The following is a 13123-nucleotide window of genomic DNA, read 5'->3' as shown; positions in this document are numbered from 1 at the left end:
GCCGATCATCCGGCCCGCCTTCGGCCGCTGTCCACGGGATTTCCGGGGGTCAGGAGATGAGGTCACCCTGGGCCTGGATCTCGGCTTCGGGATCGACCGGGAGGACGATCTTGAACCAGGTCTCGCCGGGCTTGGAGTCGACCCGGAGATCACCGTGGTGCTTCTTCACGACGATGCGCCAGGAGATGTCCAGCCCAAGTCCGGTGCCCTCGCCGATCGGCTTGGTGGTGAAGAACGGCTCGAAGATGCGGGTGCGGATATCGGCCGGGATGCCCGGACCCGTGTCGCCGATCTCGACGACGACGTACTGACCGTCCCGACGGGTCCGCAGGGTCAGCGTGCCGGACCCGTTCATCGCCTGCACCGCGTTGTCGATGATGTTCGTCCACACCTGGTTCAGCTCCGCGGCGTACGCCGGGATCTGCGGCAGCTCGGGGTCGAACTCCTTCACCACCGTCAGGCCCTCGAGCTTGCCCGACATCATCACCAGCGTCGACTTCAGCAGCTCCCGCAGATCAACGATCTGGTACGGCGCTCTGTCGATCTGCGAGTACTGTTTCGCCGCCCCGACCAGCGTGGAGATCCGCGTGACCGAGTCGTCGATCTCGTTCATCAGGGACTCGGTGTCGATCGTGTACATGAGCCACCGGACCGCACCTTCGAGGTACTCGTCGCCGACCGCGGCGCGCACCCCCTCCATCCAGTCGGCGTCCAGACCGACGGCAGCGAGCACCGGGGCGACGTCCCAGCTGTCGCGGACGCCGTGGTCGTCGAGCCAGTCCGACAGCTCGTCCTCGGCGTCGCTCTGCTCCATCGCGGACATGTCCCGCGCCTTGGCGACGCGCTCGACCGCGTCTTCCTGGATCGCGACGATCTTGTGCAGCTTGGTCGCGTCGAGGGTGCCATCGGCAAGCATCGCCAGCTTGTGCCGCATGCCGGCCACGCGCTGCCGCAGAGTCGCCGCAGCCCGGACCGCAGCCGCGGCCGGGTTGTTCAGCTCGTGCGTCAGGCCGGCCGACAGCGAGCCGAGCGCCAGCAACCGCTCACGCTGGCCGATGGTCTCGTTGCTGCGGCGGGTGCCCATCACGAAGCCCTCGATCAGGTGCACCGCCATCGGGAACCAGGTGCTGATCATCGTGGCCATCGTGGCGGCGTCGATGACGAAGAACTCCGACGGCTGCAGCACGTACATCGACGACTTGTAGGTATTGCCCTCGTCGTCACCGAAGAACGCATTGAAGGCACCGGAGTAGACGCCGCGCTGGGAGCTCCGATTCGTCTCGACCTCTTCACCCTGCAGCAGCTTGCACATCCGGAGCTCGCCGGACAGCAGGATGTAGCAGCAGGTGGCCGCCTGCCCCTCCTGGTAGACGCGGCCCTCGGCCACGCTGATCACATAGCCCTCGCGGACGAGCCAGTCGAGCTGCTCGTCGTTGAGCGCCTCGAACAGGAACAGCGTGCGCAGCTCGTCGCGCGTCATCCGGCGGAGCTCACCAGTGTCAGCAGCCACAGTCATCAGAGCATCTCCAGGTATCGGTGCACCAAGGTCACGGCCATCGCGCCGTCACCGACTGCCGAGGCGACCCGCTTGACGGACTCGGCCCGCACGTCCCCGGCCGCGAAGACGCCGGGCATGCTCGTCTCCAGGTGGTAGGGGTCGCGGTCCAGCGCCCAGCCCGGCGGCCGTCCTCGCAGGTCCGGTCCGGTCAGCACGAAGCCGCGCTCGTCGCGCAGCAGGTCGCCGGGCAGCCAGTCCGTCCGCGGGGCCGCTCCGATGAACACGAACATCCACTCCGTGTCCACCTCCCGGCTCTCCCCGGTCGCGCTGTTGATCAGCGTCACGCGCTCCAAGTGTTCCGAACCCTTGCAGGAGACCACCTGCGTGCAGGTGTGCACCTCGATGTTGTCGATGCCGGCGATCTGATCGATCAGGTACGACGACATGGTCGCCTCGAGTGAGGGACCTCTTACCAGCATATGCACGCGCGAAGCGTGTTTCGAGAAATAGACCGCAGCCTGACCGGCGGAGTTCGCGCCGCCGATGATGTAGACCTCCTGGCCGGCACAGCTCGGCCCTTCAGTCGTGGCGGCGCCGTAGTAGATGCCCCGGCCGCACAGGTCGTCCATACCGGGCGCATCGAGCTGCCGGTAGGCCACACCGGTGGCCAGGATGACGGAGTGCGCGGAGATCTCGCTGCCGTCGGAGAACTTGAGCCGCCGGGCCGAACCGATCGTCTCCAGCCCCACCACCTGCCGGGCGGTCAGCAGCTCGGCACCGAACCGGACTGCCTGCCGTCGAGCCCGGTCTGTCAGCTGAGCCCCGGAAACTCCGTCCGGGAAGCCCAGGTAGTTCTCGATGCGGCTGGACTGACCAGCCTGACCACCCGTGGCGACCTGCTCGACCAGAACGGTCCGCAGGCCCTCACTGGCGCCGTACACGGCCGCACCGAGGCCAGCGGGACCACCGCCGACCACTACGAGGTCGTAGAACTCCTTGGCCGGGTTGGTGGCCAGACCGACCTTGTCGGCCAGCTCCGCCTCGGTCGGCGCGACCAGCACCGACCCGTCCGGCGTAATGACCACCGGCAGGGTGGAGCCGTCGACACCAGCGGCCTCGAGCAGCCGCTGGCTCTCGTCGTCGTCCACACCGAGCCACTGGTACGGCACGGCGTTCCGGGCCAGGAAGTCCCGAGCGGCAAAGGAGGGAGCCGACCAGCGGTGACCGATGACCCGGGTCTCGTCGGACGACACCGCCGGTGTCGACTTCCAGAGCTCCAGCATCGAGTCGACCACCGGGTAGAGCTTCTCCTCCGGCGGGTTCCACGGTTTGAGCAGGTAGTGGTCGAGGTCGACCACGTTGATCGCCTGGATCGCGGCATCCGTGTCGGCGTACGCCGTCAGCAGGACCCGGCGGGCGAGCGGGTAAAGATCCATCGCGGCTTCGAGGAACTCGATGCCGGACATCTGGGGCATCCGGTAATCGGCCAGCAGGAGCGCCACCGGCTCGCCGCGGAGCTTGAGCTCCTTCAGGGCGTCCAGGGCCTGGGCCGGGGTCTCTGCCCGGACGATGCGGTTTTCCTCGGCATACCGCCGGCGGAGGTCACGGGCGATGGACCGGGAAACGCCCGGGTCGTCGTCCACGGTGAGAATCACCGGGCGGGAAGTCGACGCTGTCATGCCTCATTGATACCAGCGAAAACCCACAAACAGGGATCGATTGTCCACAGGCCCCGGTTCGGTCCGCGGGGGCGGGGCACGAACCGAACCGGGGCATGGACCTCCAACCGCCGCTAAGGCAGGGCGGCGAGGAACGGGGCGTGGCTGTTCCGGAACTCCCAGTTGTAGTACTTGTCCCAGTTGATCGACCAGGTCATCAGCCCGCGGAACGCCGGTGAGGTCCCGCCACGCAGGGTGTAGCCACCGCAGCTCTGTCCCTTGACCAGGCAGTTGACCGCCGTCTGCACGTCCGCGGGAGAGGTGTAGCCGTTGCCGGCACTGGTCGCGGCCGGTACGCCGAAGGCGATCTGGTCCTCCCGCAGCCCCGGGAAGGTCTGTCCGGTGGTCCCGACCGGGAAACCGGCCTTCATCATGTCGGTCATCGCGATGTGGAAGTCTGCGCCGCCCATGGTGTGGTACTGGTTGTCCAGCCCCATCACCGGACCCGAGTTGTAGTCCTGGACGTGCAGGACCGTCAGCGCGTCCCGCATCGCGTGGATCACCGGCAGGTAGGAGCCCCTGCGGTTGTCACCGCCGTTGGTGCCACTGCCGTAGAACTGGTAGCCGATCTGCACGAAGAACGTCTCCGGCGCCATCGTCAGCACGAACTTCGCGCCGTACTTGGCCTTGAGTGACTTGAGCGCCGAAATCAGGTTCACCACGACCGGTGTGGTCGGGTTACGGAAGTCGGTGTCGTTGGCGTCCAGATAGAGCGAGTGGCCCTCGAAATCGACATCCAGCCCGTCCAGACCCCAGCGGTCGATGATTGCGCTCACCGAGTTGACGAACGTGTCCCGGGCACCTGCGCTGGTCAGCTGGACCTGTCCGTTCTGTCCGCCGATCGAGAGCAGCACCTTCTTCCCTGCGGCCTGTTTGGCCTTGATCGCGGCCAGGAAGTCCGCATCGCTCTCGACACTCGGGCACTCGCTCGCCGGGCAGCGGTTGAACCGGATGTCTCCGGACGTCACCGAGGTCGGCTCCCCGAACGACAGGTTGATGATGTTCCACTCACTCGGCACGTCGGCCATCCGCACGTACCCGGAGCCGTTGGCGAAACTCGCATGCAGGTAGCCGATCAGCGCATGTTTCGGCAGCCCGGTGTTGGTACATCCAGTGGTCGTCGCCGATGCACCGGCCGACTTCGCCGACTCCCCGACACTGTTGTACGCGGCAACGGTGTACGTGTGGCTGGTACATGCACCGAGCCCGCTGACGGTGGCCGACGTACCGGTGACTGTCTGCACCACGGTCGAGCCCTCGTAGACCCGGTAGCCCGTGACGGTGCCGGTCGCTGCACCCCAACTCAGTCCGATCGCACTGTTCGTCGTACTGGTGACTGACGGCGTCCCGGGGACACCTGGCCCACCAGGCTGCGGGTTGCCGCCCGGTCCGTCCAGGTTGATGTCATCGGCCTGGTACGCCGGTTGGCCGTACCAGCCGTGCACGTAGATCTGAGCGGACGTCTGACTCGCGCCGGTGGTGAACGAGAGACTCAGTTGCGTGTAGCTCGCGGCCGACGGCGTCCAGGTCGAGGAGCCCCCGGTGACTCCCAGATAGACGTAGGACCCGCGCACCCACCCCGACAGCGAGTACGTCGTACTGGGGAGGACCGTGACTGTCTGGCTGCACTGGGCATAGTCGGAACTGGACACCGCACCGTTGAGCGCGAAGCCCCCGCTGCGCACCGGACTGCTGATGACCGACCCACCCGAACAAGTCCAGCCGCTCAGTGAGCCGCTCTCGAAACCCGGGTTGGTCAAGATGTTCGCCGCCTGCGCGGTCTGGGCGCTGCCGACGAGTACTAGGAGCAATCCGACGACGACAGCGAGGAGCCGTGAACGCCACGAACGCATGGTGGACCTCCCGGGGGCGGTTGGGGTGCATTTAGTAGAGAGGCTTAATAACTCCGGGGTCAATGCCCGACGCTGTCGGATTGCCGTCCCTGTCCGATCTCCGCCAGGGCCGGGTCGGTGGACTACGGCCCGCAGCTGAGGCACGGCCACACCCGACCGCAGCGCGCACACAGTCCGTCGAGGCCAGGCGCCGGCAACCACACCGCGACCGGCGGCTGGTCACCTCGGCGCGCCGGGCTTCGGGGCTCAGGCTCCTCCTTCGGAGGCTCCGCGCCGGATGACCAGTGCAGCAGAGTCCGACCGTCGGCGGCGTGCACGGCGAGGAGCGCTTCCATCCGGTCCCAGCTGGAGGTGCTCGCCCAGGGACCATGCCACCGCAGCGCGACGGAGCCGTCGGACCACTCGACACCCTCGGCCAGCGTGCCCGTCCCCCGGATCCCGGACGCGTCGGCGTGCCGCACCAGCCGAAAGAGCCGAGCCTGCCGCCGCATCGTGTCCATGCCCAAAGAATTGCCCACCTGCGACCTGCCCCACCAGGTGTGAGCAGTGGGCTCCCCGAACAGCCCACACCCCAACAAAACAAGCAGAAGCGGCCTGCCACCGCTTTTGTCGGAGGGGCCTTGTAAGTTGCACGACACGCACCGCAACCACCAGGCGTACCAGTGAGCGGGCCGGAGGGCCCGCACCACGAACGGGGGCGATCCTGTGACCGAGACCCGAACCGAAACCGAAGCCCGAGTACTAGTTGCGTTCGGCCCGCAGTTGCGGCAGTGCAGGCAGGCGGCCGGCTTGAGCCTGCGCCAACTCGCCGGCCGCGTCGGGTTCGACCACAGCTACCTGTCCCAGGTGGAGCGCGGCCAACGCCCGGGATCGGCCGATCTGGCGCGCCGCTGCGACAGCGAGCTCGGCACCGACGGCCGGCTGGCCGAAACCTATCGCCGGACACCCACCAAGGCCCGCGCCTCCACGCTCCAGCTGAATCCTCTGGAGGCAGCCTGGCAGCAACTGACATCCACCTTGACGACTGCACTTCCGGCTGGATTGCCGGAAGGGCCCAGCGACCTCCAAGGCCTCCCCGCGACGCGGCGGCTGCCGATCCTGGTGAGTGAGCTGAGCGCACCACCGACCGGCGACCGCGCTGCTCACGACGCCCGGCAAGTGGAGCTCAGCCTGTTGATCGCGGAGACCCTCACCGCTTGCGGGCGAGCCAGGGAGGCCAGGCGCTGGTGGTGGGCCGCCCGCCAACTGGCAGACGCACACGGCAAGCCCAGGCTGCGCAGTTTCGCCCGCAGCCGTGAAGCCACCAGCGGGCTTGGGGAGGGACGCGCACCCGCACAGCTTCTCGAGCTGGCCGACGAAGCCCTGGCGCTTGCCCTGCGAGCACCACTCCACCCCGGGCAGGTGTTCAGGGCCCGGGCGGCACGCGCACGCATCCTCGCCGAGCTCGGTCGGGTCGTCGAGGCACACGAGCTGCTGCCGGAGGTGCTCGGTCGCACCGATGAGTTGCCCTGGGCAAGCACCGGTGGCGGCCCGACGCCGTACGAGGTGCAGGTCGTGGAGGGGAATGTCAGCGCGAGCCTCGGCTACTGGACGGCGGGCTGTCTGATGTTCGCGCGGGCGCTGGAGCTCTGCCCTGACGAGAGCTTGGAGGAGCGCGCTCTGCTCGAGCTGGCCCTGGCCGAGTGCTTCGCCGGAGGCGGCCAAGGCGCAGCGGCACTGGCGACCGCATTGCGCGTGCTGATCGAGCTGCCGGACGAGTGGCACACCACCTATCTGTATGTCGCCGCGGACCGAGTTCTGACCAGCGTTCGCCGGTGTGCACCGACACTGACCGGACTGCGCGACCTCGAGCTGCTGGTGGCTCGGCGTACCGAGGTCAGCCGCACTGTGGGCAGCGAGTCGTCGTGGGGCCGCGGTCGGGAGTAGCGTGCCGGGGGTGACTGCACAAACGACGGCGAGTGACGTGTGGGACTTCGCAGTGGAGCTGCGGAGTGATCCGGCGAGTGCTGAAGCGCGGGAGGCCATCTTGGCCTCCCCGACCTTCGGCCTGACGTTCACCGACCACATGGTGACGGCGAACTGGACGGTCGACGGCGGTTGGCACGACCAGAAGGTGACGGCGTACGCGCCACTGCGCGTGAGCCCGGCCGCCGCCGTACTGCACTATTCACAGGAGATCTTCGAAGGCCTGAAGGCGTACCGGCATGCCGACGGATCGGTGTGGGCGTTCCGGCCGGAGCGCAACGCCGCCCGGTTCACTGCGAGCGCTCAGCGACTGGCGCTGCCGCAGGTGCCCGAGGACGCGTTCGTTGCAGCACTCCGCGCGCTGGTCACTGTGGACGAGGTTTGGGTGCCGTCGGCCAGCGATGGTGAAACCAGCCTGTACCTGCGGCCGTACATGATCGCCACCGAGGCAGCGCTGAGCGTGCGACCTGCCCACGAGGTGCTGTTCGGTGTCATCGCGTCCCCGGCCGGTCCGTACTTCGACACCGGCCCCCGGCCCGTCTCGATCTGGCTGACCACCTCCACTGTCCGTGCGACGCCTGGCGGGACGGGCGCGGCCAAGTGCGGCAGCAACTACGCCGCCAGCCTCGTCGGCCTGGCCGAGGCCAACGCCAACGGGTGCGAGCAGGTCGCCTTCGTCGAGGCCATCGAGCGCAAGTGGCTCGAGGAGATCGGCAGCATGAACATGTTCTTCGTGTACGGCGACGGCCGGATCGTCACCCCGGAGTTGTCCGGCTCGATCCTGGCCGGCGTCACCCGCGCGTCCGTGCTCGAGCTGGCTGCTGACCTCGGGTACCAGGTCGAGGAGCGCCGCATCTCCGCCGACGAGTGGAAGGACGGCGTCCGGTCCGGCGAGATCACCGAGGTGTTCGCCTCCGGCACGGCGGCCGTCATCACTCCGATCGGCCGCTTGGCCTGGCCGGATGGCGATCTGACCATCAGCGCGGAGACCGGTCCGGTCACCGCTGCGATCCGCGCTGCGCTACTGGACGTGCAGTACGGGCGGGTGCCCGACACGCGCGGTTGGTTGACGCGACTGGCGTAGTACCTGCCGATTGTCCGTGGGTGCGGTTAGGTTGATCGCATGGCCAAGGAGAAGTCTCCGGCGATCGAGCTGGAGGTCGGCGAGCGGACGGTCCGGGTCTCGAACCCGGACCGGGTGTACTTCCCGGCGCGCGGCGAGACGAAGCTCGACCTGGTCAAGTACTACCTGTCCGTGGGCGACGGCATCGTCCGGGCGCTGCGGGAGCGGCCGTGCATGCTGCACCGGTTCCCGTCTGGGGTCTCCGGCGAGAAGGTGCATCAGAAGCGGCTGCCGCATGGTGCGCCGCCGTGGATGGAGACCGTGCAGGTCAAGTTCCCGCGGTACAACCGGACCGCCGACGAGCTGTGCGTCACCGAGATCGCGCACGTCGCGTGGGCCGTGCAGATGTCGACCGTCGAGTTCCACCCGTGGAACTCACGCCGTGCCGACACCGAGAAGCCCGACGAGTGGCGGATCGACCTCGACCCGATGCCGGACTGCCCGTTCGACCGCGTCCGCAGTGTCGCCCACGTGGTCCACGAAGTGCTGGACGAGCTCGACATGGAGGGCTACCCGAAGACGTCCGGCGGTTCCGGGATCCACATCTACGTTCGAGTCGAGCCGGCGTACGGGTTCTCCGACGTACGGCGGGCTGCGCTTGCCTTTGCGCGCGAGGTTGAGCGGCGGGTCCCCGACGACGTGACCACCACCTGGTGGCGTAAGGACCGCGACCCGAAGAAGCTGTTCGTCGACTACAACCAGAACGCCCGCGACCACACCATCGCCAGCGCTTACTCGGTCCGCGGCAATCCCGAAGGCACCGTGTCCACTCCCATCCACTGGGACGAGATCGACACCGTGGAACCCAAGGCCTTCACTATCGCTACCGTGCCCGATCGCTTCGCCGAGCTGGGTGACCTCCACGCCACCATCGACGACAAGTCGCACTCCCTCGCCCCGCTCCTGGAGTGGGCCGAGCGCGACGAACGCGAAGGCGCAGAGGAGCCACCTCCGCCGGAAGAGTGACAGGTCGGCCGCCTCCGCCGGTGGAGTGACGGCCGGGCGCCTCAGCGCGGGTGTCACAGAGCGGGCGCCCCGGCGCGGGTGCCTCTGGGCGGACCGCCCCCACTCACCAACCTCCGCAACCACCCACCCCGCCACCACGAGCAGGCGGGAACTCCTCGCCGTACCAGGAGTTGGTGAGTGTCAGCGGTCCGCTGCCCCCGCCAACCCGTGGTGCAGGAGGTCGGTGAGCAGGTCGATGGCCGCTTCGGGGTCGATGGTTTGGCCGTTGGCGGGGTTGACGACCAGCCAGGTGTAGGCGAAGCCCTCCATCAGGGCGTTCATGGCGGTGATCACGGCGGCGGGGTCGGCCGGCGGATTGGGGAGCCGGTCCAGGTGGCCGACCATGTGGGCGTCGTCGTCGGCCATGATCGCCTGCAGGCGGCGGCCTAGCTCCGGGTCGAGCATGGCGGCCTGTTTGACCGCGATCATCTCCGGCAGGTGGTCCTGGTAGAACTGCCAGTACATCGCGACATGCCAGCGGATCGCCGACCGCTTGCTGAAGTCGTCGTCGTGCCCGGAGATGTCCAGCACCCGCTGATCCGCGGCCGCGAGCATGTCCTTCAGGAGCGCCTCGAGCAGCTCTTCCTTGCCGGTGAAGTGGTTGTAGAACGACCCCGTCGCGCGCCCGGCGGCCGCGGTGATGTCGGTGATCTTCGTGTTCAGGTATCCGCGCGCGGCGAACACCTCCCGGGCCGCCTGCTTCAGCGCAGCCTCGGTCCCCGCCGCCCGTTCCCGGCGGCTCGCGGTCTCCGTCACGAGCACCTCCCTTGACACCGCACCTTAGCCAGGTTCATAGTGAATCCAGATTCAGTGAATCACAATTCACCCAAGGAGACCATCATGACCGTCCTCATCGCCGGCGCCGGACCGACCGGCCTGACCCTCGCGATCGACCTCGCCCGCCGCGGCCTCGCCGTACGCATCGTCGACAAGGCGACCGAGTTCTTCAACGGATCCCGCGGCGACGGCCTGCAGCCGCGCACGCTCGAGGTGTTCGACGACCTCGGTGTCGTCGACGAAGTCATCCGCCAGGGAATCGACATGCCGACGCTCCACATCCACCTCGACGGCATCGAGGTCGATCAGCGCCGCATGCGCGAGCCCGTCGACCCCACGCCGGATATCCCCTACCCGAACGGGCGCATGCTCGCGCAGTCCCGCACCGAGGAGATCCTGCGCGCCAAACTCGCCTCGTACGGCGTGCAGGTCGAACTCGACACGGCGATCGTCGGGTTCACGCAGGACGCGAGCGGGGTCGTCGCCGAACTCTCCACCGGCGAGACGGTCGAGGCGACGTACCTGGTCGGCGCGGATGGCGGTGGCAGCTTCGTCCGCAAGCAGCTTGGGATCGCGTTCGAGGGGACGACGGACGATTCGATCAAGGTACTGATCGGCGATGTGGCGGCCGACGGGCTCGACCACGACAAGGGGTACTGGTTTGCCGGCCGGGAGAACCCGATGCAGGGCATCGTGCTGACGCCGTTGTCGGGCGGCGACCAGTTCCAGCTCGCGTCACCGATCGTCGACGAGGACCGCGAACCGACCCTCGAGGTCCTCCAAGACCTGATGGACACTTACGCCGGCCCCGGTTTCGCCAAGCTGCGCGACCTGACCTGGGTCACCGTCTGGCGCCCGAACGTCCGGCTCGCCGAACACTTCCGCGTCGGCCGCGTCTTCATCGCCGGCGATGCCGCCCACGTGCACCCGCCAACCGGCGGCCAAGGCCTGAACACCGGCGTCCAGGACGCCTACAACCTCGGCTGGAAACTCGCCGACGGCCGTGAGGAGGTCCTCGCGACGTACGAGACCGAACGTCGGACGAACGCGGCCCGCGTCCTCGGCATCAGCGAGGACCTGATGCAGAAGCACCTCGACGGCGACGAGTCCGCCCTGGAACGCGGCGAGAACACCCGCCAACTAGACATCTCGTACCGCAACCCCGCCGACCCCCGCCCCCTCACCTCCGGCGACCGCGCCCCCGACGCTCACCTAGTCGATGCCAACGGCAACAACCTCCGCCTCTTCGACCTCTTCCGCGGCCCCCACGAAACCCTCCTCCGCTTCACCCCCACCACCCCATCCACCCACCCCCACACCGTCGACCTCACCCACCCCGCCACCGCCAGCGGGGCGAGCTACGTCTCCCCCACCGCCTTCGCCGCCTACCACGCGTCCGACGGCGACGAAATCCTCATCCGCCCCGACGGCTACCTCGCCTAGCAACTGCGGATCAACAGGAGGTAGTTATGTGCGCATACGGCATGGCAGGCGGGGGGGCGCCGCCCGGGGGTCATCGCACACGTATACGTCCTGTCCGTGTGCAGATCGGCCGCGGCCGCAGCATCCCGTGCCAGGCGGTGGGCCTAGCCCGTGTGGGCGATTTGGTCCTGGATGGTGAATTGGAGGCCGTCGGCTGCGGCTAGGTAGACGTCCTGGTCGAGCAGGTTGCCGTCCAGGCGCATCAGCCCGCGTGGGCTGTCATAGAAGTGGCCGCTGGGCAGCGCGGCGACCGAGCTGATGTCGATCGACCCCGCGACCTCCCCGAGGCGGGCCAGGAACCGGATCGCCTCGTAGCAGGACTCGCCCACTGCATTCAGCGCCGGCGCGAACGGACCGAACCGGGCGTAGTAGGTCCGCGCGAACTCACCACTCTCGACAGTGTGTGTCCCGTCGAAGTACGCCGCCGCTGCGAACAAACCGTCATTGGCTCCAGCACCGGCGCCGAGGAGCGTGTTCTCCTCGATCGCCGGGCTGAGCCGCAACATCCGATCACTCAACCCAGCCCGCGCGAACTGCCGGTTGAAGTGCACCGCATCCTGCCCCATCAGCAGCATGATCACCCCGTCGGCCGGCGTCCTCCGCAGCTCATCCAGTACGCCGCGGAAGTCCGACGTACCGAGTGGGACGTACGCCGAATGGATGATCTCGGAACCCTTGTCCCGCAAGGTTTCCTGAGCCACCGCGCCGGTCACGCGCGGATAGACATAGTCGTTGCCCACGACAACCCACCGCCGCGCACCGTGGTGCTCGCGCAACCAGGCCGCGGCCGGCAGCAACTGGTTCACCGGGCGCTCCCCGAGCAGGAAGACCCCGGGCGTATCGTCACCGCCTTCGTGCATCGCCGCGAACGCGTACACGACCCGGCCACCGATCCGCCGCGCCAGCGCGACCCGGACCGCCGAGATATGCCAGCCCGCGACCGCGTCGACCCGACCGCTGTCCACGAGCTGGCCGACCTCGTCCGCGACCACCTCGGCGGGGCGACCGGCATCGACGTACACGAGCTCGATCTGTCGCCCGGCGATGCCGTTGCGGGCGTTGAGTTGCTCGACGGCGAGCTGGCCGCAGGCCAGGCAGGAGGGTCCGTACAGACCGGTCGGGCCTTGCTGCGGCACGACGAAAGCGATCGAGACCACGTCGGTACGTCGCACCTGCCCAGTGTGACCGAATCGGAGGCGGATGTTCGAGCGAACGGCTATATTTCCCACCACGTAGACCGAGGGGGTGCCGTGCCGACCAGTCTGTTACTGCTGCTCAAGCGTGCCGAGCGCCGGATCGAGCTCGGTCTGCAGGAGCTCCTCGACGAGTTCGAACTGACGATCGAGCAGTGGCGGATCATGGCCGCGCTGCACGAGGAAGCGGGCCAGCCGATGTCCGTGCTGGCGGAGGCCGCCGTACTGCCTGCGGCCAGTCTGACGCGGCACGTGGACAAGCTCGTCGAGCGCGGTCTGATCGTGCGCCGGGTCCACGCGGCCGACAAGCGCCGGATCGTCGCCGCGCTGTCGCCGGTCGGATCCACGGTCGCGATCCGGGTGAGCGCCGTACAGCGGGAGCTCGAAGCCGAGCTGGCGGATTACTTCCAGATGGAAATACACGAACGTAGCGGATCGGCAACACAGCGGTAACACGCGCTTCCTAGGTTCCTTCCATTCGGGTGCATCGCCCGCCGGCAGCGTCGCCG

11 protein-coding genes are annotated in these 13123 nt (G+C 68.0%); 5 read left to right on the top strand and 6 right to left on the bottom strand.

Going from position 1 to position 13123, the window contains the following annotated elements:
• Positions 1 to 49: 49 nt before the first annotated feature.
• From ABD231_RS00620 to ABD231_RS00605, 4 genes are all read right to left on the bottom strand, one after another.
• A complete protein-coding gene (locus tag ABD231_RS00620) occupies positions 50 to 1516 on the bottom strand; it encodes an ATP-binding protein (protein WP_344143915.1) in 1467 nt (488 codons plus the stop codon).
• Positions 1516 to 3177, bottom strand: coding sequence for an NAD(P)/FAD-dependent oxidoreductase (locus ABD231_RS00615; RefSeq protein ID WP_344143913.1), 1662 nt, complete (start codon positions 3175 to 3177; stop codon positions 1516 to 1518). Before ABD231_RS00615 ends, ABD231_RS00620 begins: the two co-directional genes overlap by 1 nt.
• A 113-nt stretch (positions 3178 to 3290) precedes the next feature.
• Positions 3291 to 5069, bottom strand: a complete 1779-nt coding sequence (locus tag ABD231_RS00610; protein ID WP_344143911.1) for a chitinase — start codon at positions 5067 to 5069, stop codon at positions 3291 to 3293.
• Between the two features lie 122 nt (positions 5070 to 5191).
• Positions 5192 to 5569 (bottom strand): hypothetical protein, encoded by a 378-nt coding sequence (locus ABD231_RS00605; RefSeq protein ID WP_344143909.1) that lies wholly within the window; start codon positions 5567 to 5569, stop codon positions 5192 to 5194.
• Positions 5570 to 5774: 205 nt separating this feature from the next.
• Between ABD231_RS00605 and ABD231_RS00600 the strand changes: the two genes are divergently transcribed.
• From ABD231_RS00600 to ligD, 3 genes are read left to right on the top strand one after another with little or no spacing between them, the layout of a single operon-like run.
• Entirely contained in the window at positions 5775 to 6995 is a 1221-nt protein-coding gene (locus tag ABD231_RS00600) for a helix-turn-helix domain-containing protein (RefSeq protein ID WP_344143906.1), read from the top strand.
• A gap of 1 nt (position 6996) precedes the next feature.
• Entirely contained in the window at positions 6997 to 8118 is a 1122-nt protein-coding gene (locus ABD231_RS00595) for a branched-chain amino acid aminotransferase (protein ID WP_425554133.1), read from the top strand.
• Positions 8119 to 8157: 39 nt separating this feature from the next.
• On the top strand, positions 8158 to 9123 hold the full coding sequence (gene ligD / locus ABD231_RS00590; protein ID WP_344143901.1) for a non-homologous end-joining DNA ligase: 966 nt from the start codon (positions 8158 to 8160) through the stop codon (positions 9121 to 9123).
• Positions 9124 to 9303: 180 nt separating this feature from the next.
• On the opposite strand, the gene ABD231_RS00585 is transcribed toward ligD, so the two are convergent.
• Entirely contained in the window at positions 9304 to 9918 is a 615-nt protein-coding gene (locus ABD231_RS00585; RefSeq protein ID WP_344143899.1) for a TetR/AcrR family transcriptional regulator, read from the bottom strand.
• An 84-nt stretch (positions 9919 to 10002) separates the two neighbouring features.
• Here ABD231_RS00585 and ABD231_RS00580 point away from each other — a divergent pair, with 84 nt between their 5' ends.
• Complete coding sequence (locus ABD231_RS00580; protein ID WP_344143897.1) at positions 10003 to 11382, top strand: FAD-dependent monooxygenase; 1380 nt, start codon at positions 10003 to 10005, stop codon at positions 11380 to 11382.
• 143 nt (positions 11383 to 11525) lie between these two features.
• Here the strand turns inward: ABD231_RS00580 and ABD231_RS00575 are convergent, their stop codons facing one another.
• Positions 11526 to 12593 (bottom strand): substrate-binding domain-containing protein, encoded by a 1068-nt coding sequence (locus tag ABD231_RS00575; RefSeq protein WP_344143895.1) that lies wholly within the window; start codon positions 12591 to 12593, stop codon positions 11526 to 11528.
• A gap of 78 nt (positions 12594 to 12671) precedes the next feature.
• Between ABD231_RS00575 and ABD231_RS00570 the strand changes: the two genes are divergently transcribed.
• On the top strand, positions 12672 to 13067 hold the full coding sequence (locus tag ABD231_RS00570) for a MarR family winged helix-turn-helix transcriptional regulator (RefSeq protein ID WP_344143893.1): 396 nt from the start codon (positions 12672 to 12674) through the stop codon (positions 13065 to 13067).
• The last annotated feature ends 56 nt before the right edge of the window (positions 13068 to 13123 follow it).

Origin of the sequence: Kribbella yunnanensis (genome assembly GCF_039529655.1) — a bacterium.
GTDB lineage: Bacteria > Actinomycetota > Actinomycetes > Propionibacteriales > Kribbellaceae > Kribbella > Kribbella yunnanensis.
Note: the sequence above shows the minus strand (reverse complement) of the source record. Positions and strands in the feature narration are given on the sequence as shown.